This window comes from Acinetobacter calcoaceticus DSM 30006 = CIP 81.8, from assembly GCF_000368965.1.
Classification (GTDB): Bacteria; Pseudomonadota; Gammaproteobacteria; order Pseudomonadales; family Moraxellaceae; genus Acinetobacter; species Acinetobacter calcoaceticus.
Genome location: NZ_KB849780.1, coordinates 2,572,742 through 2,596,502 on the forward strand (window position 1 = coordinate 2,572,742; position 23,761 = coordinate 2,596,502).

General features: G+C 38.5%; 24 protein-coding genes. 14 read left to right on the forward strand and 10 right to left on the reverse strand.

The genetic code is table 11. The features are described 5' to 3' along the window. The first annotated feature begins 46 nt into the window (after nucleotides 1-46). The 5 genes from F936_RS17030 (at nucleotide 47) to F936_RS17050 (ending at nucleotide 5,438) form a co-directional block, all read left to right on the forward strand. Nucleotides 47-1,147, forward strand: a complete 1,101-nt coding sequence (locus tag F936_RS17030; protein WP_005049239.1) for a polysaccharide biosynthesis/export family protein — start codon at nucleotides 47-49, stop codon at nucleotides 1,145-1,147. 5 nt (nucleotides 1,148-1,152) lie between these two features. Further along, nucleotides 1,153-1,581: a low molecular weight protein-tyrosine-phosphatase gene (locus tag F936_RS17035; protein WP_005049242.1), complete on the forward strand. Its 429-nt coding sequence runs from the start codon at nucleotides 1,153-1,155 to the stop codon at nucleotides 1,579-1,581. Nucleotides 1,582-1,599: 18 nt separating this feature from the next. After that, nucleotides 1,600-3,783: a polysaccharide biosynthesis tyrosine autokinase gene (locus F936_RS17040; RefSeq protein WP_005049245.1), complete on the forward strand. Its 2,184-nt coding sequence runs from the start codon at nucleotides 1,600-1,602 to the stop codon at nucleotides 3,781-3,783. 191 nt (nucleotides 3,784-3,974) lie between these two features. Then, nucleotides 3,975-4,700 (forward strand): BamJ family beta-barrel-assembly machinery protein, encoded by a 726-nt coding sequence (locus F936_RS17045; RefSeq protein WP_005049247.1) that lies wholly within the window; start codon nucleotides 3,975-3,977, stop codon nucleotides 4,698-4,700. A gap of 48 nt (nucleotides 4,701-4,748) precedes the next feature. Next, nucleotides 4,749-5,438: a BamJ family beta-barrel-assembly machinery protein gene (locus F936_RS17050; protein ID WP_005049248.1), complete on the forward strand. Its 690-nt coding sequence runs from the start codon at nucleotides 4,749-4,751 to the stop codon at nucleotides 5,436-5,438. Between the two features lie 48 nt (nucleotides 5,439-5,486). Here F936_RS17050 and F936_RS17055 read toward each other — a convergent pair whose 3' ends face one another. The 3 genes from F936_RS17055 to ampD all read right to left on the reverse strand — a co-directional run bounded on the left by F936_RS17055 (nucleotide 5,487) and on the right by ampD (nucleotide 8,978). After that, entirely contained in the window at nucleotides 5,487-6,701 is a 1,215-nt protein-coding gene (locus F936_RS17055; RefSeq protein WP_005049250.1) for a hypothetical protein, read from the reverse strand. Between the two features lie 84 nt (nucleotides 6,702-6,785). Continuing rightward, the gene (gene murJ, locus F936_RS17060) at nucleotides 6,786-8,336 is read right to left on the reverse strand and encodes a murein biosynthesis integral membrane protein MurJ (RefSeq protein WP_171061278.1); all 1,551 of its coding nucleotides are present in this window, start codon (nucleotides 8,334-8,336) and stop codon (nucleotides 6,786-6,788) included. Between the two features lie 72 nt (nucleotides 8,337-8,408). Continuing rightward, the gene (ampD, locus tag F936_RS17065) at nucleotides 8,409-8,978 is read right to left on the reverse strand and encodes a 1,6-anhydro-N-acetylmuramyl-L-alanine amidase AmpD (protein WP_004640357.1); all 570 of its coding nucleotides are present in this window, start codon (nucleotides 8,976-8,978) and stop codon (nucleotides 8,409-8,411) included. Between the two features lie 171 nt (nucleotides 8,979-9,149). On the opposite strand from ampD, the gene nadC reads away from it, so the two are divergent. After that, nucleotides 9,150-9,995 carry a carboxylating nicotinate-nucleotide diphosphorylase gene (gene nadC / locus F936_RS17070; RefSeq protein WP_005049254.1) on the forward strand — a complete coding sequence of 282 codons (846 nt, stop codon included), beginning with the start codon at nucleotides 9,150-9,152 and terminating at the stop codon, nucleotides 9,993-9,995. On the opposite strand, the gene F936_RS19105 is transcribed toward nadC, so the two are convergent. The 6 genes from F936_RS19105 to F936_RS17090 form a co-directional block, all read right to left on the reverse strand. Continuing rightward, on the reverse strand, nucleotides 9,992-10,159 hold the full coding sequence (locus F936_RS19105) for an ABZJ_00068 family colistin stress protein (RefSeq protein WP_005049256.1): 168 nt from the start codon (nucleotides 10,157-10,159) through the stop codon (nucleotides 9,992-9,994). The genes nadC and F936_RS19105 overlap by 4 nt on opposite strands. Nucleotides 10,160-10,623: 464 nt before the next feature. Further along, nucleotides 10,624-12,792: a phosphocholine-specific phospholipase C gene (locus F936_RS17075; RefSeq protein WP_005049258.1), complete on the reverse strand. Its 2,169-nt coding sequence runs from the start codon at nucleotides 12,790-12,792 to the stop codon at nucleotides 10,624-10,626. A 21-nt stretch (nucleotides 12,793-12,813) separates the two neighbouring features. Beyond that, nucleotides 12,814-12,948: a hypothetical protein gene (locus tag F936_RS19635; protein WP_255787789.1), complete on the reverse strand. Its 135-nt coding sequence runs from the start codon at nucleotides 12,946-12,948 to the stop codon at nucleotides 12,814-12,816. Nucleotides 12,949-13,082: 134 nt separating this feature from the next. Continuing rightward, complete coding sequence (gene rph / locus F936_RS17080; RefSeq protein ID WP_003655775.1) at nucleotides 13,083-13,799, reverse strand: ribonuclease PH; 717 nt, start codon at nucleotides 13,797-13,799, stop codon at nucleotides 13,083-13,085. A gap of 174 nt (nucleotides 13,800-13,973) precedes the next feature. Next, nucleotides 13,974-15,137, reverse strand: coding sequence for a fatty acid desaturase family protein (locus F936_RS17085; protein ID WP_004640351.1), 1,164 nt, complete (start codon nucleotides 15,135-15,137; stop codon nucleotides 13,974-13,976). Between the two features lie 33 nt (nucleotides 15,138-15,170). Then, entirely contained in the window at nucleotides 15,171-16,196 is a 1,026-nt protein-coding gene (locus F936_RS17090) for a ferredoxin reductase (RefSeq protein WP_005049260.1), read from the reverse strand. A gap of 173 nt (nucleotides 16,197-16,369) precedes the next feature. Here F936_RS17090 and F936_RS17095 point away from each other — a divergent pair, with 173 nt between their 5' ends. Both F936_RS17095 and F936_RS17100 read left to right on the forward strand, forming a co-directional pair. Further along, on the forward strand, nucleotides 16,370-17,008 hold the full coding sequence (locus F936_RS17095; RefSeq protein ID WP_003655781.1) for a TetR family transcriptional regulator: 639 nt from the start codon (nucleotides 16,370-16,372) through the stop codon (nucleotides 17,006-17,008). Between the two features lie 137 nt (nucleotides 17,009-17,145). Further along, nucleotides 17,146-17,793: a TetR/AcrR family transcriptional regulator gene (locus tag F936_RS17100; RefSeq protein WP_004640346.1), complete on the forward strand. Its 648-nt coding sequence runs from the start codon at nucleotides 17,146-17,148 to the stop codon at nucleotides 17,791-17,793. Nucleotides 17,794-17,901: 108 nt separating this feature from the next. Here F936_RS17100 and F936_RS17105 read toward each other — a convergent pair whose 3' ends face one another. Continuing rightward, complete coding sequence (locus tag F936_RS17105; protein ID WP_004640344.1) at nucleotides 17,902-18,519, reverse strand: thiol:disulfide interchange protein DsbA/DsbL; 618 nt, start codon at nucleotides 18,517-18,519, stop codon at nucleotides 17,902-17,904. Nucleotides 18,520-18,699: 180 nt separating this feature from the next. On the opposite strand from F936_RS17105, the gene ubiG reads away from it, so the two are divergent. The 6 genes from ubiG to argA all read left to right on the forward strand — a co-directional run bounded on the left by ubiG (nucleotide 18,700) and on the right by argA (nucleotide 23,605). After that, complete coding sequence (ubiG, locus tag F936_RS17110; RefSeq protein WP_005049263.1) at nucleotides 18,700-19,413, forward strand: bifunctional 2-polyprenyl-6-hydroxyphenol methylase/3-demethylubiquinol 3-O-methyltransferase UbiG; 714 nt, start codon at nucleotides 18,700-18,702, stop codon at nucleotides 19,411-19,413. Continuing rightward, nucleotides 19,410-20,111, forward strand: coding sequence for an HAD family hydrolase (locus tag F936_RS17115; RefSeq protein ID WP_080592408.1), 702 nt, complete (start codon nucleotides 19,410-19,412; stop codon nucleotides 20,109-20,111). The genes ubiG and F936_RS17115 overlap by 4 nt, the downstream gene beginning before the upstream one ends. A gap of 68 nt (nucleotides 20,112-20,179) precedes the next feature. Then, a complete protein-coding gene (locus tag F936_RS17120) occupies nucleotides 20,180-20,926 on the forward strand; it encodes a YciK family oxidoreductase (RefSeq protein WP_005049267.1) in 747 nt (248 codons plus the stop codon). Between the two features lie 217 nt (nucleotides 20,927-21,143). After that, on the forward strand, nucleotides 21,144-21,557 hold the full coding sequence (locus F936_RS17125; RefSeq protein ID WP_004640334.1) for an RcnB family protein: 414 nt from the start codon (nucleotides 21,144-21,146) through the stop codon (nucleotides 21,555-21,557). A gap of 241 nt (nucleotides 21,558-21,798) precedes the next feature. Continuing rightward, complete coding sequence (locus F936_RS17130) at nucleotides 21,799-22,128, forward strand: RcnB family protein (RefSeq protein WP_003655794.1); 330 nt, start codon at nucleotides 21,799-21,801, stop codon at nucleotides 22,126-22,128. Nucleotides 22,129-22,249: 121 nt separating this feature from the next. Beyond that, complete coding sequence (gene argA / locus F936_RS17135; RefSeq protein WP_004640331.1) at nucleotides 22,250-23,605, forward strand: amino-acid N-acetyltransferase; 1,356 nt, start codon at nucleotides 22,250-22,252, stop codon at nucleotides 23,603-23,605. The last annotated feature ends 156 nt before the right edge of the window (nucleotides 23,606-23,761 follow it).

Consider the following 23,761-nt stretch of genomic DNA (forward strand, 5'->3'; position numbering starts at 1 on the left):
TGATACAGACAGTATCAATTAAAGATAAATACACAAAGGGTTGCTTGTGAAGTATTGTCAGTTTTTTTCTGTTCTTACCTTAAGTTTAAGTGCTGCCAGCTGTGCGGTCACTTCCGGTTTACAAACTTACGATATTCCAAATGAAGGCGTTTATAGAACCGACCTTGGAACTACGGTTAACGTTGTTAAAATTTCTCAAGAAACACTACCAGCAATACAACCAGCTCAGGTCGACTATCAACGCGACTATGCAGCCCTATTTAAAAATCAACAACCGGTTTACCGCTTAAGCTCAGGCGATGTACTCTCAATTCAGCTATGGGCTTATCCTGAAATCACCCCCCCTGTAAACAACGTTAATAATGAGCAATCTGTTCAGGCAAATGGTTATCCAATTGACCAGAGTGGTTATATTCAATTTCCGTTAGTAGGCCGCTATAAGGCTTCCGGTAAAACTCTGGCTCAAGTTAACCGTGAGTTACGTGGTCAATTAGCCCGATTTTTAAAAAATCCGGATGTTACGGTAAGAGTATTATCCTATGAAGGTCAGCGCTTTTCCGTCCAAGGCAGTGTCATAAAAGGCGGACAGTTTTATTTAAGTGACCAGCCTGTAAGTGTATATACAGCTTTAGGACTTGCTGGTGGCGTAAGTGATAGAGGCGATAATACTTACATTCAGCTTATTCGTAATGGTCGAACCTATAATTTAAATACGATCGATTTAGAAAAAGCGGGTTATTCATTACATAAACTACTAGTTCAACCGAACGATACAATTTATGTAAGTACACGCGAAAATCAGAAAATTTACGTCATGGGTGAATCAGGCAAGAACCAAGCTTTACCAATGCGTGATCAAGGTATGACACTAACTGATGCATTAGGTGAAAGCTTAGGAATTAACCCAATTTCGGCGAGTGCAAGCCGCATTTATGTAGTACGCACTAACCCTAATGACCATACAACAGAAATTTATCATTTAAATTTAATGAGCATTGGTGACTTTGGCTTAGCCAATCAATTTAAACTACGTAGTAATGATATTGTCTATGTAGATGCGACCGGCTTGACTCGCTGGCAACGTGTGGTTAACCAGATTATTCCTTTCTCAAATGCTTTATATAACATAGACCGTTTGGGGCAATAATTGTTATGCAATTTAAAAACATTTTAGTGGTCTGTATTGGAAATATCTGTCGTAGCCCTATGGCAGAATATTTTTTAAAACAACAATATCCTCAATTAAATATTGAATCTGCAGGCATTTCAGGGCTTGTAGGCCATCAAGCAGACAACAAAGCACAACTTTGTATGCAACGTCTAGGCATCGATATGCAGCCTCATATTGCAAGAAAGTTAAATGCGGAACATATTAAAAAAGCTGACCTTATTTTGGTCATGAGTCACAACCAGCAAAAACATATTGAGCAAACTTGGCCCTTTGCAAAAGGTAAAACTTATCGCTTGGGTCATTGGCAGAATAGAAATGTGCCAGATCCTTATCAGCACGACCAAGCTATTTTTGATGAAACCTGTCAGCTCATTCAACAGTGCATTGCTGACTGGAAACCTTATATTTAACGCCAAGATTTTAAGCTTATGAACCAAAATACGAATACCGAAGATACAATTGATTTAAAAGAATTGTTTTTTTCACTCATTGCGCAGTGGAAGCTTATCGCTCTATGCGTTATTTTAAGTCTTGTATGTGCTCTACTCTACTTACGTGTCACCCCCAATACTTACTCTGTTGATGCACTAGTTCAAGTAGAAGACAGCAAGGGAGCTTCTGCTGCACTATTAGGCGATCTGTCCAATATGATTGAGCAGAAGTCACCGGCTCAAGCTGAAATCGAAATTTTAAAGTCTCGTTTAGTTTTAGGTTCTGTCATTAAAGAACTACATCTAAATATACAGATTTCCAGTACAGAAAATACTCTTAGTCATCGCTTATTGAGCGATACTGAATATAAAACTGAATATAATAAAAAATCCGTCATCTTTAAGGATGGTCTAAAAAGTTTTGAAATTCGTACACTAGAAATTCCAGCGTATTATCTAGATAAAACCTTACATCTTAACTTTGATAAACAATCTTTACGTTTAACTGACCCAGCAACTGAAGAAGTAGTATTAAATGTCCCTTTAAATCAGTTAAACCAAGTTGCAGGGCCGTATGGTTCTTGGAAAATTGCAATATTCACAAAAGATCAGTTTGATACAACTTATAATATCAGGAACTTATCTTTACCTGCTGCAGTGAATACAATAAGCTCAAATTACTCCGTTGCAGAACAAGGGAAGCTTACCGGAGTATTAGGCTTAAACTATCAAGGACAAGACAAAGAGCATATTACTAAAGTTTTAAATGCAATTTTAGCAACTTATAGCGCACAAAATATTGAACGTCGTTCGGCAGAATCTGCTCAAACCTTAAAATTCTTAGATGAACAGCTACCAGATCTAAAAAAACAACTTGATGATGCTGAACGTCAATTTAACAAATTCCGTCAGCAATATAACACTGTTGATGTGAATAAAGAGTCCGAACTATATTTAACTCAAAGTATTACTTTAGAAACTAAAAAAGCGGAGTTTGAACAAAAACAAGCTGAAATGGCTGCAAAATATACTGCTGAGCATCCAGCAATGCGCGAAATTAATGGACAACTCACTGCCATTAATAAACAAATCGGTGATTTAAATAGCACATTAAAACAACTACCAGATGTACAACGTCAATATCTACAGTTGTACCGTGAAGTTGAAGTAAAGACTCAGCTTTATACAGCACTACTTAACTCTTACCAGCAGCTTCGTATTGCAAAAGCAGGGGAAATTGGTAATGTACGTATTGTTGATACTGCTGTTGAACCAGTTGAACCAATTAAACCTAAAAAGTTACTAGTCCTTATCTTATCTTTATTCTTAGGCGGTTTTATTGGTACTTTAATTGCCCTATTACGTAATATGCTACGTACAGGGATTAAAGATTCTAGTCAAATTGAAAATGAGTTAGATTTACCAGTCTATGCAACCGTGCCACGTTCACCAATTCAAGAAAGTCGTATTAAGATTTTAAAGAAGAAGAAGAGTATTCCTATTCTTGCCGTTAAAAACAGTGATGATATTGCAATTGAGAGCTTGCGGAGTATCCGTACAGCAATCCACTTTGCATTAGCAAATGCAAAAAATAATATTATTATGATTGCGGGACCATCTCCAGAAGAGGGTAAATCATTTATTTCGACCAACCTTGCAACAATTTTTGCGCAAGGAGATAAACGAGTCTTACTGATTGATGCAGATATGCGCCGTGGTTATATGCATAAATACTTCGATGTTGATGTGAAACCGGGTCTTTCTGAATTACTAAGTGGGCAAGCTGATCTACAAAAAGTATTACACAAAACTCAAGTTGCTAACCTTGATGTGATTACTCGTGGTAAGAGTCCAACAAATCCTTCAGAAATTTTAAGCTCAAACCAATTTAAAGAATTACTTGAGCAGCTACAAAGTCAATATGACCACATCATTATTGATACTCCACCAGTGCTTGCAGTAACAGACGGTATTATTATTTCGCAATATACAGGTGTGAACTTAATTGTTGCTCGTTATGCTAAGTCACAAATGAAAGAGCTTGAATTAACACTTAATCGCTTTGAACAAGCGGGTGTTAAAGTCAACGGCTTTATTCTCAATGACATTCAACGTGCTAGCGCGGGTTACGGTTACGGCTATAACTACGCCTATGCTTACAAAGCACAAAAAGAAGATTAAGCGTAAAGTCATGAAAAAACCGGATCAAATGATCCGGTTTTTTATTTAAGATTTTTTTAAGTATATCCCTACTAAAACTAACTAAAATATATAAAAAACCACTCGTTTTTTTTGTTAAACATTCTATGCTTAAGCATGCTAAGATCGAAAGCAGCCTTTTTAGACTCAAATGATTATTTTTGGAACCTTTTATGAGTAAAGCCTTACCCATTGCTGTCGCTGTAGTTTTAGGCGGTGCTGCACTTGTACCAGTATATTATGCAAGCCAACATCCGACCACAGAAGTCGGAAGCAAGGCAAATAAAAATGCCTCTCCAATTGAAAAAATCAGCTATGTTCTTGGATATGAAGTTGCTCAGCAAACTCCACCTGAGCTAGATACAAAATCATTTGTGAAAGGGATTCATGATGCTCGTAGCAAGCAGCCAAGTGCTTATACTCAAGAAGAGTTGAAAGCTGCTGTAACCGCATATGAAAAAGAGTTACAGCAAAAAATGCAGCAACAGAATAATCCAGAACAAGCGGCTGGAGCAGTGTCTGAATCTGCAGATGTTCAATTCCTTGCAGAAAATAAAACAAAAGCTGGGGTCAAAACCACGGCGTCTGGCTTGCAATATATCATTACTAAAGAAGGCACAGGTAAGCAACCTACTGCGCAGTCTATCGTTAAAGTACATTACGAAGGCCGTTTAATTAATGGTCAGGTTTTTGACAGTTCTTATAAACGCGGTGAGCCAGTTGAATTTCCACTCAATCAGGTTATTCCAGGCTGGACCGAAGGACTTCAATTGATGAAAGAAGGTGGTAAAGCGACGTTCTTCATTCCATCAAATCTTGCCTATGGCCCTCAGGAAGTTCCTGGCATTCCAGCAAACAGTACACTGATTTTTGATGTAGAACTCATTTCAGTGAAATAAAAACACTCAGGAGAGTAGAACACTACTCTCCTTTTTTTGGAAAACAGCATGAAAAAAATTGGTCTAATTATTGCAACATCAACAATGAGTTTATCTGTTTTTGCTGCAACGCCTATAACGAATAAAAGCCCAGCAAAAGAACAATTTAGCTATAGTTATGGCTATTTGATGGGTCGTAATAATACAGATGCTTTAAAAGATTTAAACCTTGATATTTTTTACCAAGGTCTTCAAGAAGGTGCGCAAAGTAAAACAGCACGCCTAACTGATGAAGAAATGGCAAAAGCGATTAATGACTATAAGAAAACCTTAGAAGCCAAACAACTCGTCGAATTTCAAAAAACAGGGCAACAGAATGCTCTGGCTGGTACAAAATTTCTAGCTGACAATGCAAAGAAATCCGGTGTGATCACGACTAAATCTGGTCTTCAATACCAAGTATTAAAAGAAGGTAATGGTCAAAAACCGAAAGCCACATCTCGTGTTAAAGTGAATTATGAAGGGCGTTTACTAGACGGAACTGTATTTGATAGTTCTATTGCGCGTAATCATCCGGTTGAGTTTCAGCTCAGTCAAGTGATTGCAGGTTGGACAGAAGGTCTGCAAACCATGAAAGAAGGCGGAAAAACTCGTTTCTTTATTCCGGCTAATCTTGCTTATGGTGAAGTCGGTGCAGGTGACACGATTGGCCCAAATAGCACTTTAATTTTTGATATTGAATTAATAAAAATTCAATAAATTTTAATGCTAAGTATTAGTTTAAATTAATACTTAGCATTAAATAACTTAAATTTTTGAGGAAAGAAATGAATTATAAATATACAAACATTCATTGAAACTTTTACGATCTATAATTTTTTTTTGCTCTATTATTTTTTTCATTGTCATATCACACTTATCTTCAGAAACATTTTCTCTTATTTGATGATAATAATTAGTATAAGTTTGCTTTATATCTTTATTTGATAAAAACACCCACCACCCCATACCAAAAGAGTAGGTTAACTCATATGGTCCATAGCCTTGTCCTTTTCCTAAACTAGGGTACTCCCATCGAAATATACCATTTCTTCCATCCATATAATTTGTTAAATAAATATGATTATTCCTAATAACTAAAACTTTTTCAAAGAACTGTTTATTTAAACCCTTCCTATATTTTTCAACCATTAATTTATCTTTTTTATCTAATCCAGCATTTTCTAAGGACAAAAGTAATTTAGGCATTCTAAAAAAATGAGAGCTATCAGTTACCATTTGTTTTAAAGGTTTCTTAGTCTTAACAATATCTTTTCTACTATAACCAGCATATGCATAATCATTATAATTATCCCAAATACCCACATCAAACAACCATCCACCCTCTTTAGTAAAACTACTTCTGCGCTTAAAGACCTCTAATGCAATTTGGACAATATCATTTAAATCTTTATCATTTGGATATTTTTTTTTAAGATTAGCTGCAACACCGAATAAAAATAATTCTTCATCTATTATTCCCACTCTATAGTCATGACTATTTATTGATGCATTTAACTTCCAGTTTACTCTTTCTCTCATATTCTTAAAATTATTAACACCGCCCCATTGCCAGGCAGTAGATTTTAACCAAAAGTTTTTTACACTTACTAACAAATACTCATTTAATCTTTCATTTTTATAATTTGAGAGAACTGCATATTCACTTAAAAAGTAGTAATATTGCCATGTAGTTAATCTTTCTTTATGTATATTTAGATCAATAGTATCTACACCCTTATCTAAAAATTTATTTATATGAATATCAAAATCCTTTTCTAGAGGATTTTGATTGTTCTTATATATATAATGCATTGGTACCATTAAAAAATGAGAAGAATTATATCTCTCTTTTTTATCCCAAGTAGGTATAGATAAGTATGCTTTTATACTTAAATAATTATTTAATTCATTATCAGCGACCACTTTTCCTTGTGTCGAAATTAACAAAATAAATAAAATTAATTTATATGAATAATTCACACTTAAATTCCTATATTATATAAAATATTATTTTAATTAAATTGCTATAAAATTTTGAATTAATAGCAATCAAATAATTTTGTATCAATGTTTTAAATCTCTAGGACGGAAGCCTGTAAGTAATAGGCCGGCCAGATAAGCAACTATACCGACTACACACAATCCAACCACTTCGGCAACACGTAACCACTGTGAAAGTTCACCGTTATACCAATTTAACGCAAACCAAAGTGCTGCAATCATGGCAAGGTTCGCTAAACCATATTGAAGAAACAGCTTTTTCCAATGTGAACCAAATCGGAAAATATTACGCTTATGTAAATAGAAGTAGAGTAAACCCGCATTCACTAAAGCCGAGCCTGAAGATGCCAATGCAAGTGCCATATGCTCTGCATGCCAATCAATCAGCTTAAAGAAACCAATAAATATAACGTTTAAAATAGCATTCGCTGCAACTGACATTAAACCGACACGTACTGGTGTTTTGGTATCTTGCTGTGCATAAAAACCAGGTGCAAAGACTTTAATAAGCATAAACGAAATCACCCCTACACTCATACATTTCAGTGCTAGAGCTGTCATTTGTGTATCACGTAGGTCAAACTCGCCACGCTGGAATAATGCCTGAATAATCGGTGTAGAAAGCATAAATAAGGCAATACTTGCTGGTAAGCCAACTAATACAATAATTTTTGCAGCCCAGTCGATCATACCGCGGAACTTTGCTTGATCTTGTTCTGCATGACGGGCAGACAGTGAAGGTAAAATCACTGTACCAATCGCAACGCCAATTAAACCTAACGGCAATTCAGTCATACGCTCTGCACTGTAGAGCCAAGACACTGAACCATCTTGCATGAAAGATGCCCAAATCGTATTTAATAACAGGTTAATCTGAGTCACAGATACACCGAATAATGCAGGAAGCATTAATTTTAAAATGCGTTCTACACCTTCATGTTTAAAATCAACTTTAGGTGGAATCAGCAGATTTTTACGCCATAGCTCTGGAATTTGTATCGCTAACTGCAAAACACCCGCCACAACAACTGACCAGCCTAATGCTTTGATCGGTTCAGCCATATACGGCGTAAGCCACCATGCGCCTGCAATCATCGCTACATTCAGCAAAACTGGTGAAAAAGCTGGTGAAGCAAACGAACCATAACTATTTAAAATACTGCTGGCAAAAGCAGTCAGCGACATAAACAATAAATAAGGGATGGTCAGACGGAACATACTGACTGCTAAATCGAACTTTTCAGGATCACTATGGAAACCCGGGGCGTACATATAAATGATAGCAGGCGCTAAAACCATAGCCACAAAAGTAAGTAAGGTCATGACTGTCAGCAAACAGCCAAATACCCGACTAATTAAGATCTGCACTTCAGCGTGTGCTCGGCCTGTTTTATATTCGGTGAGTACCGGAATAAAGGCCTGAGAAAAGGCACCTTCGGCAAACAATCGTCGAAAGAAGTTGGGAATACGAAAAGCGACGACGAAGGTATCAAAATCTTTACCCGCACCAAACACGTTGAGCAATACGACGTCACGCACTAACCCTAACACTCGTGACAACATCGTCATTGCACTGACAATAAAAGTCGATCGCCACAATGCCATCGTACTCACCTACAGCTATATTCGAAAGACGCTATTGTAATGAAACTAGAAAATCTTTTCGTTGTGAAATGATGAACAAACTCAAGTTTTTTTCTGACCCAACAATTGTCTAAAGTGCTGCCATTTAAAATAAGGTCCCGGATCAGTTTTTCGGCCGGGCGCAACATCTGAATGTCCTGCAATATGGTTTTTAATTTCAGGATAAGCCTGACGAATGGCAGTAACGACGTCGGTTAATACATTGTATTGTACTTCTTCAAAGGGCAAATCATCACTCCCTTCAAGCTCTATACCAATTGAATAATCATTGCATTCTACTTTGGCTAAATAACTCGAACGCCCTGCATGCCATGCCCTATCGTTAAAATTAACAAACTGTAGGACTTCCCCACTACGTAAAATCAGCAAATGCGTAGAAACCTGCATCCCCTCAATGGTCTGGAAATAAGGATGAACTGACCAATCTAACTTGTTTTGAAAAAACTGCTCAATATACCCGCCTCCAAATTGAGATGGTGGCAAGCTAATATTATGAACAACAATCATTTGAATTTCGGTACCAGTCGGCCGCTGGTTAAAATTTGGAGAAGGGATTTGTTTCGCCCCTTTTAATTGTCCATCTATAACTTCATACGGTGTGATTTGCTTCATTGAGATGCCAATAAATTGCTTGCCAATTGTTTTAGTTTAAAACAGTTATCTACTTTTCAAAGTAGTAAATACGATTGTTTATCGCGATTAATCTGATAAAACAGCTTATTTTTAAAGTCGACGGTGCTAATATATCGCAAGTTTTAGGGTCATCTACAAAATGGAAACCGTATGAGCATACCTCAGTCTTTGCTTGAACAATCAATTCAAATCAATATTCAACAAGCATTACAAGAAGATATTGGGGACGGTGATATTACCGCTATGCTCACACCTGAAGATGAACAGGCAACAGCAACCATTATCAGCCGTGAAGATATGGTTTTAGCTGGACAGCCTTGGGTCAATGCACTCATCTCAGCTTATGACAATACGGTACAGGTGACTTGGTTAAAACAAGAAGGTGAGCGTGTTGCTGCAAATGAAGCCTTTTTAAAGCTTGCTGGTTCTGCGCGTAGCTTACTTACTGTAGAGCGCCCTGCTTTAAACTTTATTCAAACTTTATCTGCGGTTGCAACAAAAACAGCTGAATATGTTCAACAGCTCGAAGGTTTAAATACAAAACTCCTCGATACACGCAAAACCTTACCAGGCTTACGCATTGCACAAAAATATGCTGTAGCTGTCGGTGGTGGACAGAACCATCGTCTCGGTTTATTTGATGCGTTCTTAATTAAAGAAAACCATATTATGGCGGCAGGTGGTATTGCTCAGGCAATTGCCAAAGCCCATCAAATTGCACCGGGTAAACCTGTTGAAGTCGAAGTTGAAACTTGGGATGAGCTAAATCAAGCGCTTGAAGCTGGTGCAGACATTGTCATGCTTGATAACTTCAGTCAACAACAAATGATTGATGCTGTAAAACATGTTGCAGGCCGTTGTAAGTTAGAGGCATCAGGTAATATCACCATTGAAAACTTGCGCGAAGTTGCCACTACTGGTGTTGACTACATTTCTATGGGTGTACTGACTAAAGACGTTAGAGCTGTTGATTTATCAATGCGTTTTAATGCTTAAATAAAGTCCACATCGTTATTAGTATTTTTTTGCGACTTGGTCATGTCTGCTGCTTGTGTTTTTTGCCATGCTGACTGAGTCGCTTGCGCCCCACTATCACGTGGGTCGGCAGCCATTAAAACGAAAGTTACTACAGCTAATAATACAATAAAACCTTGTAGCATAAATTTTCCCCATTACTCTTAAAAAATTAAGATCCTACAATAAAAGATAAATATGACGGAGCTGAGGAGGTTCTGTTACAAAAGGTAAGTCTTTATTTTTATTATTCATCTATACAACAGTCTCTCCCCCCAAATACAATTTTATATCAACAGCCTAAACCCTGTATTTACTATTGTGACAGGGATATCTTGTTTCTCTCTATCAACCTACGCGACGGAGTCTTACCGTCTAGAATTTTTTGCCAACAGCTAATTCTGTTACTTTGGTTTTGCCCTGAATGGCGACTAAAGCCATGCAAGACCAAAGGCATTGTCATCTGCAAAACCTGCCCACTTTCATCCTCTATCCTATTTTGTTGCAAAAATAAGATCCTTATAGATTATAGACAGGTTGCAGATGACTTTTAGCACCAGCTAATGAGGAATAAATTCCAATACCCTCATTAAGGAAATAACTTACCAACTTAAGACTCTAAATAACCCATATATGGATCAGAAATTGAATCTTCTTGAGTTTCTATACGACCTGCAAAGCGACGGCTAAAAGTAGCATCATCAGCTAATGTCACAGTGAAGTCGTACCAACCACCAAATTCAGACATATCCCAAACCAGTTCTTTTTCAGGGCGATCCGTTTCTATAGTCCATGTCTTATTTGCAAGATAAGCATTTGCTTTGACTGTCAGCTTGACTGACTTATTACCATCATGACGCACTTTTAAATACAAATTCGCATCACATTCTTCCACACACACTCTAATTTCCGGCAATGCTTGAGTCTGGTTAGCTTGACTCAAATTGCCTTTAAATGCGCGGTGGAAACCATTTGGCCCAAGTACCCATAAATCGTACTGCCCATTTGTAGCATTCCAGACATCATCTAACTGTTTACCCGCTTCAACCATATAACGGCGTGGAATCGCTGTAAGATCTAATCGGTTATACACATGGAAAACCGCTGCCTGTTTACCTGTATTTGAAAACATCAGCTTTACTGTCTTTTGTGCTGCATCAACTTTAGCACTGGTATGCAAAATATAAGGCAAAGCACGTGAAGGTCTAATGCCCATTTCCTGCTGTGCAAATTGTTGTTGGCTTGGAACCGAAACTTGTGGCAATAAAGCTTGAGCCACGCGAATAGCATCTGCTTCTGCTTTTGTTTTCTTACCTACTAACTCATTTACAGGCAAAAGGTTCGGTGTTTTAAAATCAAAAGCTGTAGTTAAATCGCCACACACGGCACGGCGGTATGGACTAATATTTGGTTCTTGCACACCAAAACGCTTTTCTAAGAACTGTAAAATAGAAGTATGGTCAAAGACTTGTGAATTCACCCATCCCCCACGACTCCATGGTGAAATCACATACATTGGAACGCGTACACCCGGTCCATAAACACGTCCATCTGTTGCAGGTTGAGATTTTGCTGTAGCGACTGCTGGATGAGTAAAGTACTCATAAGACACTTGCTGATCACTTAAAGTCGTTTTCCCCTGAACTACACCTTTTTCATCTTTAGAAGGTGCACTTGGTGAAGGAATATGGTCAAAGAAACCATCATTCTCATCAAAGTTCACTAATAAAACCGTCTGACTCCAAACTTGAGGTTTTTCAGTTAAAGCATTTAATACTTCCTGAATATACCAAGCACCCTGTACAGGACTAGATGGCCCTGGATGTTCACTGTAGGTCGCAGGAGCAACCAACCAGCTTACTTGCGGTAATTTACCTTGAGCGATATCTGTTTTAAAAGTTCCTAAAAAACCACCATCCGGCATGGTATTGGCAATACCCTTATAAAGCGGCTGTGTTGCATCAATCTTTTCATCGTATGCAGGACAAACGAGAGCATCATTACTTACAGGTTGCCCTGACTGCTCATTTGCACGGCGATACTGTTTGAAACCTGCTAGAGGATTGTCGGTAAAGTTATCCGGCATATTTTGATAGATTTTCCAGCTAACACCAGCCTGTTGTAAGCGCTCAGGATAAGTCGTCCATTCATAACCCTCATTTGAAGGACCAATACCATCAAACTCATTTACGACACTGGCAACACCTGCACCTGTAGGACCATTGGTTCCAGTCCAGATAAATTTACGGTTTGGATTGGTACCGGCATGCATCGCACAGTGGTAAGCATCACAAATGGTAAAAGCATTGGCTAATGCAAACTGATATTCCACTTCCTGCTTTTTGTAGTACCCCATCGATTGCGGCTTTTTATGCGCCACCCAATCACTCATTCGACCATTGTCCCAAGCGGCTTGGCCATCCGACCATGAATGAGGCGTACCTGAAACGCGCTGTGCATTTCCTAAGCGGCTATCCAAATGGTAAGGCAATATTTTATTTTTCTTAGCATCATATTGTTCCCAAACCTTTCGGCCTTCGGTCATTGGAATGGTAAAGCGGTCTCCAAAACCACGCACACCTTTTAGTGTTCCAAAATAATTATCAAAAGAGCGGTTTTCTTGAGTCAAAATCACGATGTGTTTAACATCTTGGATAGTTCCATTTTCAACTTTGGCATCAATTGCCAGCGCTTTTTGGATACTAAGCGGGAAACTCGCTAAAGCAGCTGTCCCAAACATGGTTTTTGTAGAATTTAAAAGAAATTCGCGACGATTCATTAGTTCTATCCTGAGTTCTTATTATGGTGCACAGTGCATTTTGCAATTACTGGTTGGCGGTGTTGTTGGCGATGAATTATCTGAGTCGTTATCATCGTTACAAGCACTGAGCATGAGTGCTAAAGATGTAATTAATAAAAGTGAAAGTTTTCGCATTGGTTTTTTCCAAACGGTTTAAATGCGAACTACTAATAAAGCGTAAAAGTGACAAACAAGTGATGTTTTTATGTCGATTTGATGAAGGTATAAAAAAACGCATCCGAAGATGCGTTTTTTTAGAAAGTTTAAAATTACCAGCCTAAAGCTTCTTGTTGCTTTTTAACAAGCTCGGCAATTCCTTTTTCAGCCATTTCTAACATGGCATTACTTTGTGCACGGGTAAATGGTTTATCTTCGGCTGTACCTTGAATTTCAATAAATTCGCCAGCTTGTGTCATTACTACATTTAAGTCAGTTTGACAGTTCGAATCTTCTTCATAACAAAGATCAAGTAGTACTTCATCTTGATACATACCCACAGAAATTGCAGCAACTAATCCTTTAAGCGGATCATGCTTAATTTTCTTTTGAGACAATAAAACATTCATAGCATCAACCAATGCTACAGCTGCACCAGTAATTGCTGCCGTACGTGTACCACCATCTGCCTGAATCACATCACAGTCGATGGTAATCGTGTTTTCGCCAAGCTTTTTCAAATCGACCATAGCACGTAAGCTACGACCAATCAGACGTTGGATTTCCTGTGTCCGGCCCGACTGTTTACCACGCGCTGCTTCACGGTCACACCGTGAGTGTGTTGAGCGCGGTAACATGCCATATTCAGCAGTGACCCAGCCCTGTCCTTTTCCTTTTAAAAACCGTGGAACCGAATTATCGATACTTGCAGTACAAAGGACTTTGGTGTGACCAAACTCAACCAGAACTGAACCTTCTGCGTAACGGGTATAGTTACGTGTGATTTTTACTTCACGTAACTGGTCTAATTCACGTTGGTCAATACGCATAATCCTTCCTAACTTCTCTTAAATACAAATCTGGGCATAGTATAGCAAAGGATTTTGACAGGTTGAGTTTATTCCCTACTTTCAAATGTAAGTCTGCACTTTTAATGACTCAAAAATAAAAATAGCCCCTTAAAAGGAGCTATTTGGAATACCTTAAACAATGCTCTGTCTTTATTAAGCAACTTTGCCAAACATGCCTTTCACCGCCTCAACAAAGGTCCGCTTGGTCGCCACTAAACGATCAACCACATTGTCAGGCAAAGAGTGAACAGCCAGACGTTTATACACACTCAAAATTTGAGATCCAAAGGGCGCGGTATTGTACTGTTGACCGAACTCTGCACAAACTTCACGTACTTTAGGTGCCATCTCTTGATAGCGGTTGGCAGGTACATCAGGAAACAAGTGATGTTCGATTTGATGACTCAAGTTGCCACTCAAGAAATGCATGATTTTACCGCCAGTAAAGTTTGCTGAACCACGAATCTGACGCAAGTACCACTCTGCTTTAGTTTCATTATCAATATTGTCAGTGATAATTTCAGAGTCTTCTGTGAAATGACCACAATAAATCACGGTCGATGCCCAGTAGTTACGAATCAAGTTAGCAAAAAAGTTACCAGCCAATACTGGCAAGAACATTGGTCCTGCAATTAGTGGGAACAGCACATAATCTTTACCAAACTGACGTACCATTTTTTTACGTAGATTTTTAGATTCTACATACACTTCTTTCCAAGTTTTGGTGCCATCAAACAATACTTTTTCCATCTCTAGACGTTGCAAAGCCAGTAGCCATTCAAAACCCGTTGACAATACAAAACCCATTGGCACGTTGAATAAAAAACGAGGTTCCCACTTTTGCTCACGGCTCATGCGCATTACACCATAACCGCTAATATCATGATCCATGCCAAACACATTGGTATAGGTATGATGCTTATAGTTATGGGTATATTTCCAGTCTTCACCCGTACACACCGTATCCCAGTCATAGGTTGCACCGTTAAGCGTTGGGTCATTTAACCAGTCAAACTGACCATGCATCACATTATGGCCGAGTTCCATGTTTTCAACGATTTTTGATACGCCTAGCATAGCCGTACCCAACAACCATACTGGTGGAATCCAACCACCAAACATCAACATGCCACGTGATGCAATTTCGGTGTAGCGTACAAAATTACGTACTTTGTAAATATATTTTGAATCTTCTTCCCCGAGATCTTTCATCACTTCAAGACGAATTTCTTCAATACGGCGACCAAAAGCTTCTGTTTGCTCTGGGGTTAAATGTGCCGATTTTGATGTTGCTTTAATTTCCACTGCCATATTCATAATGGTATCCTCAAATCTCTTTTATGTTTGTTTTTATAGATCAATCGTGACTGGGCTAAGGGCTTGGTTCACGCATAACTTAATTGCACGATTTGGTTGATCGTCAATTTCACCTGTTAATATATTCTGGGTGACACCACTGACTTTGGTACACGTACATTGGTTGCATACACCCATACGACAACCATGCTGTGGACGTAAGCCTGCTTGCTCTGCACTGCTTAATAACGTTGTCGTGGCAAGAAAGTTTTGTTGCGAACGACGGAATATGATTGGTTGTGCTTCATTAGACTGTTCGATTTGAACAGGCATGAAAAACTCTTGATGGAAGTTTTCCAACACATCGTGTTGCTTATAAATATCTTGTGCCTGACGCATCATGCCGTGATGACCACATGCATACATTTGTAGGTCTTTAAAGCTCGGGACCAGTTTCGTCAACAATTTCGCATCTAAATGCTGCTTTTGCTCAGTGGTATTAAAAAAATGATATTGAAGCTCTGGATGCTTTTCTGCCAACGCTTTTAATTCAGCATGAAAAATTTCTGCGCGATTAAAGTAAATGACATGAATCTGTTTAAGCTGCTGTTTCAAAGCTTGCTGCAAAAGTGAATAAATTGCAGTAATGCCACTACCTGACGCAATTAAAATCGCAGGTTGCTGACCTTGGTGCAAAGTAAAATCACCTTGTGGCTGTGAAATCTCAATGCACTCTCCCACATGTAAGAGTTGAGCTGCACTAGACACTAAGCCCTGTACTTTAATACCTAAAGAAATTTCACCTTCATTCGTTACTTCAATAATTGAATAACTACGCTGGTGGTAAACCCCATCTATAAGTAGGGTCAATAAAATACTTTGTCCAGCACATACCTGATCGAATTTAAAATTACGATTCGGTTTTAGCTTGATAAGCACCATATCGGTATGTAGAGACTGAACTGCGGTAACTTCTGCAAGTACCCGTTTCCAAGCCCAAGTCACGTTAATTTTTTGCAAAACAAAATCAACGAAATCTTCTCGAACCAAATGTGGCTGATAACTAAGTGTTGCGTTCATACGTTCCTCTTTTGTATCTGGCTATTTATTTGAGTGAACACATGTTCGTATAGTGAACATATGTACACTATATTTATAACTGTTCACTCAGTCAACACTTGTTCACTATTTTTTTTATGAAAGTTTGCTCTTTTTTGTTAGACTCTGGCTCACGGTTTAAATAGGCTCTTTTAATGTCGATACGGGATGAACGAAAACAGCAAAGTCGTCAGGCACTCCTTGATGCAGCCTTGCATCTGAGCACGTCTGGGCGTTCGTTCAGTAGTATCAGTTTGCGTGAAGTTGCACGTGAAGTTGGTTTGGTGCCGACAGCGTTCTATCGTCATTTTCAAGACATGGATGAACTTGGTAAAGAACTGGTCGACCAAGTCGCGCTACATTTAAAAAGTGTTTTACATCAATTAGGTCAAAGTTATTTACAACATAAATCTACGAAAACTCAGACCAGCATTGAGCTATTTGTTCAGGCGGTAAATCATAGCCCTAAGCAGTGGCAATTTATGATTTCAGAACGTTGGGGAGGTTCAGAAACGGTTCGTGCAGCAATTGCCAGAGAAATCGAATTTCTAATTGAAGATTTAACAACCGATCTTACGAAACTCGAAAATTTCAAACATATTCAACAACCTCAAGACTTAAATGTCTTGTCTACTATTTTGACCAACATGTCATTTACATGGGCAATGACGTGGCTCAACCTATCTAAACAATATCAAGACGAGCAGCTCAAACAGCAACAAACTGCCTTTATCGAAAATGCCTCTACACAAGTTCGCTTACTCTTTAGAGGGATTGCAAACTGGGAACGGTAAAAGCGGCAAATGACAAAAAACAGGTTATGTGGTAATACGTAAAGAGAGAAAGAAAAAGGCTAAAAATTTCGAGAAAAGTCTTTTTCTTTTTACAGGAAGTAAACTATTAGTTAGGCCAAACTGGTGTGGGAATACCTATGAATCTTGATCGTCATACACAGTTTTTGATGCGCAAAGAAAAAATTCTAAGCGTGGCAGAAAAATTGTTACTAGAAAACAATCAGGAAATTACTCTAGATGAGTTAGTGGCCGAGCTGGATATTGCTAAAGGCACACTTTACAAGCACTTTAGAAGCAAAAATGAGCTTCTACTTGAGTTAATTATTCAAAATGAAAAGCAAATTTTAGAAATTTCTAAAAAATATAATACAGATTTCAAAGAATACGCTCCTCATTACATGCTTCATCATTTGCTTACGCCTGGAAAAACGATTCTATTGCATCAACTTGAAGAAAATCTGACGATGACAGAGTCTAAGTTGAAGCATCTTTTCGAAGAGCTTTATGAAATCCGCCAACAGCGTATTTTGGCTATTAAAGATATTACGGAAAATTATTTAAAATCATTAAATTATGATATGTCGATTCGTGATTATTTGTCTTACATCTGGTCACTGACTTATGGCGCATCACTACTTTTAAACTCTACTTATTATCAGCGTTCCATTGGTTCTCGCCAAAAGTTAATTAATTTATATATTAATCAGGCCTTATCGCTACCAACCCAAACTGCTAATTTTGATGTTTTAAATTTTCAAATTGAAGATGAAAACCCAAAAAATTAATTGAAATATTTCGTGATAATTAACAAAAAATTGAACATCGATATATATTTTAATTGAATAAAAATGGGCTTCAGATGAAGCCCATTTTTGAAGTAAAGCCTAAACAACTTATTTGGCTTTACGTTCTTTCTCAATTAAATAATTAAGAACTTGAGTGACTTTACCATCTTCACCCTGCACAACATATTTACCATTAACTACAACCGCAGGTACGCCGGTTAATTGGTACTGTTGAGCAAGTTTATTTGACTCGGCAACTTTTGCAGTCACAGCAAATGAGTTGTAAGTGCTATTAAATTTCTGCTCAGGAACACCGTAACGAGTAAAGAACTTCGCAGCAGAAGCCTGATCAAAAATTTGTTGACCGTTCACCATAATCGCATGGAATAATGGTAAATGCGTGCGCTTACGTACACCTAATGCCTCAGATGTATAATATGTACGCGCCCCTTGTTCCCACATTTTATTCATTGCAGCCGGTGTACGTACAAAACGCACATCTTTAGGAATCTGTTTTAACCACGTTTGCATATGTGGTTCAAGTTTAAAACAGTGTGGACAACCATACCAAAAGAACTCTCGAACTTCGATTTTCCCCGGAACTTCCACTTTGCCTGGATTGGCAATCACGGTGTAGTCTTTACCAGCAACAAAATCTGCTGCCATTACACTACCCGATACGGCCATAATTGCTGCACTCAAACCACCCAAAACCAATTTTTTCATTGCTACAGCTTTTCCTCTAAGTTGTTATGCATTAGCTTATGCCCTAAATATAAAACAAATATGCTAAATTCGTTTTGCTTCTGTGAAGTTTTTTATTGGGTTTATCGCTTTTTTCCCAATAATCGCTACACTAACGGCGAACTACATCCAAAAAGATAACTCAAGTTTAGAGGTAGCACCATGTCGCAATTGAATGTTGATTTACAAGAAATCGCAAAGTTTGAAGCACTTGCTGCCAAATGGTGGGATCAACATTCTGAATTTCGCCCACTTCATCAAATTAATCCACTACGTTTAAACTGGATTGATGAGCGTGTAGGTGGTCTTGCTGGAAAAAAAGTACTTGATGTCGGCTGTGGTGGCGGCATTTTGGCCGAGAGCATGGCACGTCGTGGAGCAGATGTACTCGGTATTGATATGGGTGAAGCACCGCTAGCTGTAGGCCGTTTGCATGCTCAACAAGACAATGTTCAAAATATTGAATATCGCCAAATTCCTGTAGAAGAATTAGCACAAGAACAAGCTGGTCAATACGATGTGGTGACGTGCATGGAAATGATGGAACACGTTCCAGATCCTGCATCTATTGTAAGAGCTTGTCAGGCTTTGGTTAAACCGGATGGTCATGTGTTCTTCTCAACTATTAACCGCAACCCAAAATCTTATTTATTTGCCATTATTGGTGCAGAATACGTACTACGCATGTTGCCAAAAGGTACACATGATTATCATAAATTTATTCGCCCATCTGAAATGGCACATGACATTCGTAATGCAGGCCTTACTTTAAAAGAAATGACTGGACTGCACTACAACCCGCTTACCAAACATTACTGGTTAGCGCCAAATGTCGACGTTAATTATATGGTTCACACAATAAACACAGGTGCATGATGAAAGCTGTTTTATTTGATTTAGACGGTACTCTTATCGATACGGCTGCCGACTTCATTCGTATTATTCAGCAAATGTGCCGTGATGAAAGACGTCCGGTTGTTGATGCCGACCTAATTCGTACTCAGGTTTCTGAAGGCGCTCGTGCGATGGTTAAATTGGTCTATCCAGAGCTGGATGTGACCAATCCGATTTTCTTGGCACATCGCCAAAACTTTTTAGACCTTTACGGCAATAACATTGTAGTTGATACAGATCTGTTTGAAGGCATGTATCCACTTCTAGAAGAGTTAGAAGCTAAAGAAATTCCATGGGGTATTGTGACCAATAAACCTCGTGGTTTAAGTGAAGCTCTTTTAGCAAAGTTAAATCTGACCGAACGCTGTGCGGTTTTGGTATGTCCTGAAGATGTCAGTAAAACCAAACCAGACCCTGAACCGATGTATTTGGCGGCTAAACAGTTAAATATCCCAGCAAATGAAATTATTTATGTCGGCGACCACCCACGTGATATTGATGCTGGTCGATATGCCAATATGTATACTATTTTGGCTGCATATGGCTATTTACCAATCGAACACCGTGATGATCTCGCTGCATGGCAGGCCGATTCGATTGTAAATACGGTGACAGAATTACACGATATGTTACGTCAAAAGCTTCCTGCTCTACAGGAAAATCAGCGTATGATAAGTTAACATAAGAGTTTTATAGGCTTTTTTAACAGTTATTCGTTTTATCAATATAAAAAGAAGGAGGTTTACCAATGAAATATTCAGAATACCAACCTCGTCCGGATCTACTCAAAGATCGAATCATTTTAATTACCGGCGCTGGCGATGGAATTGGGCGAGCTGCAGCTCTGACTTATGCCCTACATGGCGCAACCGTTGTACTGCATGGTAGAACCTTAAATAAACTTGAAGTTATTTATGATGAAATTGAAAGTCTAGGTGCACCGCAACCAGCAATTTTACCATTACAGCTTTCGAGCGCTTCTGACCGTGATTATGACTTTTTAGTCGATACTCTTGAGAAACAGTTTGGACGTCTAGACGGTATTTTGCATAATGCAGGTATTTTAGGTGAGCGCGTAGAACTAGCACATTATCCAACCGAAACTTGGGATGATGTCATGGCGGTTAACTTGCGCGCCCCTTTTGCTTTGACTCAAGCGTTATTACCACTTTTGCAAAAATCAGAAAATGCCTCTGTCGTCTTTACCAGTTCTGGTGTAGGCCGTGAAGCACGTGCCTTATGGGGTGCATATTCTGTCTCAAAAATTGCAATTGAAGCGGTGAGCAAAATTTTTGCAGCGGAGAATACTTATCCAAATATCCGCTTTAACTGCATTAATCCAGGCGCGACACGTACTGCAATGCGTGCTAAAGCCTATCCACAAGAAGATCCGAAAACACTACCTACACCAGAGTCGATCTTGCCTGCTTATCTCTATTTAATGGGTGAAGACAGCTTGGCGCTCAATGGTCAAAGTATCGATGCACAGGATTAAAATGTTAAAGATGAAAAGCTAAAGAAAATTACAGCCGATCATCAAATTTGGCTTGCCTATACCTGAAAAGATATATACAAGCCTTTTTTATTATTGATAAAAACTCTTGATCTATCCGTAATTTTAATTGAACCATTAAATGATCTTCACAGTTTCTCTGCATTTTGCGCGTAGAGTATTCAACATGAGAGACATCAGATGTAAACGAGGATGCATCATGAAAAAGTTGTTCACAATCTTAACCCTTTCCATAGCCGTACTCACTACAAGTATGGCGAGCTTTGCTGATCCTCCTTTTGACCGAGGCCATGGCCCCAAAGGTCCTAAAGGTGGAGGACCACGCGGTGAATGGAACGATCGTGGGCCAGGATTTGGACGTGATCATGATGAAGATCGTGTCCGTGACGAACGCCGTATGCGCGAGGAACGTGGCTTTGAACGCCTTAAACAGCATCGTTGGCAGCCTGGCTATGTCATGCCACAGCACTATCGTGGTAATGGCTACAAAGTCGACTATAAAGACAGTAATTTGCCGAAACCAGGCCGCAGTCAACAATGGTACAAAATCAATAATGACTATATTTTAGTCGACACTGATTCTAATAGTATTGTTAGTATTCGTGGTTTTTAACGCGATAGAACCTCGCTATCGCTGATCAAGAAGGATAAAGCCACATGGTTTTATCCTTTTTTATTGCTTATATATTTTAAAAATAAAAAGATTTTTTTATAGTCTTACACTTCGTATTTTCTTAATTTCTTCTTATTTCATCGTTAGTTTTCACATTTATTCTTCGTAGCCTCCACGATTTATCTGTAATTGTTCACTAATCTTTAGTTATTGAAATTTAATTCATTATTTGAGGTTTACAATGAAAAAACTAACAACAGCAATTGTTCTTTCACTCAGTAGTTTAGTTGCAACAACAGCAATGGCAGCACCTAACGATCATAATCATCATGGCAATTACCAAAACCATGAAGTAAAAACAGTTAAAGTGATTAAAAAAGACGACCATCGTAATGTTTGGCGAGCAGGTCAAGTTGTGCCCCGTGAATATCAACACTCACGTTATGTGATTGACTACCGCCAACATCAGAAACTAACTAAACCGGGTCGCTACCAAAAATGGTACAAAGTGAACGGAAATTATGTGCTGGTAAATGAACAAAGCCACAAAATCATTAGAGTTGTTCACTAATTCTAAAATTCTTTAAACACCCAAACTCTGATTTGGGTGTTTTTTTATCTAAAACATGCGACTTTAATCTTTTTTGTTTAGAATCGTCTCTATATCTTTTTGCTGTTGATTCGAGATCGGTATGCCAAGCAAGTCTTTAGAAAAGTCGCATAATAACACCCAGCATTATGTACACTGGTTTCGACACTCAGCGCCCTACATTAATGCTCACCGCGATAAAACATTTGTATTGATGTTTGGTGGTGAAGCAGTCCGTCATCCTAATTTTGAACATATCATTCACGATATTGCTTTATTACACTCTCTTGGTATTCGCTTAATTCTCGTGCACGGCGCACGTCCGCAAATTAATCAAAATCTTAAAGAAAAAGGAATTGAAACCCCTTTTTATGACAACTGCCGCATTACTACACGTGAATCTTTAAGCTGTGTCATGAGTGCCGTAGGTTCCATTCGCCTAGAAATTGAAGCATTGCTTTCTATGGGCTTAGCGAACTCTCCAATGTACGGCGCTCGAATAGATGTGATATCGGGTAATTTTGTGACTGCTAAACCTTATGGCATTCGTGATGGAATGGATTTCCAGCTCACAGGTGAAGTTCGTTCTATTGATACCGATGCGATTGATCGACACCTCGATAATCATAATATTGTGCTACTGGGGCCAACAGGTTATTCCACTACAGGCGAAGTATTTAACTTAAGAGCAGAAGAAGTTGCGACCAAAACTGCAACTTATTTAAAAGCAGATAAACTCATTTTTCTTGGGGAACAACAAGGGCTTCTTAATGAGGATGAACAAATATTACGTGAGTTAAGCCCACATCAGCTCGACTACTATATTCAACAATACCAAACCATTAGTCCAACGCTCACTTTACATTTGCAACAAGCCAAAAAAGCGTCTTTATCTGGCGTACATCGCGTACATCTTATTTCATATGCCTATGATGGCGCCCTTCTTCAAGAGTTATTTACTCGAGATGGTATAGGGACCATGATTACCGATGCACACTATGAAGAAGTTCGCACAGCCCATATCCAAGATGTGGGTGGTTTAATGAATTTATTACGCCCTTTAGAAGAAGAAGGCATCTTGGTTTATCGTTCACGAGAACGTTTAGAGCAAGAAATCAGCCAGTTTGCTGTCATTGAACGCGACGGTATGATTCTAGCGTGTGCTGCACTTTATCCAATTCCGACTGAGTTTAACGAAACTCGTTCTGCAGAAATTGCCTGTGTTGCCGTGCATCCAAGTTATCGTAAATCAAACCGTGGTAGCCAAATTCTGCAATTCCTTGAAGAAAAAGCCAAAGAACAAGGTATTCGTCAATTATTCGTTTTAACAACGCGTACCGCTCACTGGTTTTTAGAACATGGTTTCCATCAAGTCAGTGTTGATGAGTTACCCAATGCTCGTCAAGCGCTCTATAACTACCAAAGGAATTCTTTAGTCTTTAAAAAGCTGCTCGCTTAGCCTTTGCTCTTTTTAAGATATTCTTATTTCAGATAAGCTTAGTTAAAAAAGTACAACCATAAATGCTATTAATTTATGGTTGTACTTTTTTTAAATCTCTATTTTTTAATGTTTTAATATTTTTCATTTTATTTACATCAACTTACTCGCAACTCA

Bases quoted from the DNA above. Each gene is read 5' to 3' on its own strand.
- F936_RS17035 (WP_005049242.1), top strand. From the start codon at position 1,153: ATGCAATTTAAAAACATTTTAGTGGTCTGTATTGGAAATATCTGTCGT.
- F936_RS17040 (WP_005049245.1), top strand. From the start codon at position 1,600: ATGAACCAAAATACGAATACCGAAGATACAATTGATTTAAAAGAATTG.
- F936_RS17045 (WP_005049247.1), top strand. From the start codon at position 3,975: ATGAGTAAAGCCTTACCCATTGCTGTCGCTGTAGTTTTAGGCGGTGCT.
- F936_RS17050 (WP_005049248.1), top strand. From the start codon at position 4,749: ATGAAAAAAATTGGTCTAATTATTGCAACATCAACAATGAGTTTATCT.
- ampD (WP_004640357.1), bottom strand. From the start codon at position 8,978: ATGAAGCAAATCACACCGTATGAAGTTATAGATGGACAATTAAAAGGG.
- nadC (WP_005049254.1), top strand. From the start codon at position 9,150: ATGAGCATACCTCAGTCTTTGCTTGAACAATCAATTCAAATCAATATT.
- F936_RS19105 (WP_005049256.1), bottom strand. From the start codon at position 10,159: ATGCTACAAGGTTTTATTGTATTATTAGCTGTAGTAACTTTCGTTTTA.
- F936_RS17075 (WP_005049258.1), bottom strand. From the start codon at position 12,792: ATGAATCGTCGCGAATTTCTTTTAAATTCTACAAAAACCATGTTTGGG.
- F936_RS19635 (WP_255787789.1), bottom strand. From the start codon at position 12,948: ATGCGAAAACTTTCACTTTTATTAATTACATCTTTAGCACTCATGCTC.
- rph (WP_003655775.1), bottom strand. From the start codon at position 13,799: ATGCGTATTGACCAACGTGAATTAGACCAGTTACGTGAAGTAAAAATC.
- F936_RS17085 (WP_004640351.1), bottom strand. From the start codon at position 15,137: ATGAATATGGCAGTGGAAATTAAAGCAACATCAAAATCGGCACATTTA.
- F936_RS17090 (WP_005049260.1), bottom strand. From the start codon at position 16,196: ATGAACGCAACACTTAGTTATCAGCCACATTTGGTTCGAGAAGATTTC.
- F936_RS17095 (WP_003655781.1), top strand. From the start codon at position 16,370: ATGTCGATACGGGATGAACGAAAACAGCAAAGTCGTCAGGCACTCCTT.
- F936_RS17100 (WP_004640346.1), top strand. From the start codon at position 17,146: ATGAATCTTGATCGTCATACACAGTTTTTGATGCGCAAAGAAAAAATT.
- F936_RS17105 (WP_004640344.1), bottom strand. From the start codon at position 18,519: ATGAAAAAATTGGTTTTGGGTGGTTTGAGTGCAGCAATTATGGCCGTA.
- ubiG (WP_005049263.1), top strand. From the start codon at position 18,700: ATGTCGCAATTGAATGTTGATTTACAAGAAATCGCAAAGTTTGAAGCA.
- F936_RS17115 (WP_080592408.1), top strand. From the start codon at position 19,410: ATGATGAAAGCTGTTTTATTTGATTTAGACGGTACTCTTATCGATACG.
- F936_RS17120 (WP_005049267.1), top strand. From the start codon at position 20,180: ATGAAATATTCAGAATACCAACCTCGTCCGGATCTACTCAAAGATCGA.
- F936_RS17125 (WP_004640334.1), top strand. From the start codon at position 21,144: ATGAAAAAGTTGTTCACAATCTTAACCCTTTCCATAGCCGTACTCACT.
- F936_RS17130 (WP_003655794.1), top strand. From the start codon at position 21,799: ATGAAAAAACTAACAACAGCAATTGTTCTTTCACTCAGTAGTTTAGTT.
- argA (WP_004640331.1), top strand. From the start codon at position 22,250: ATGCCAAGCAAGTCTTTAGAAAAGTCGCATAATAACACCCAGCATTAT.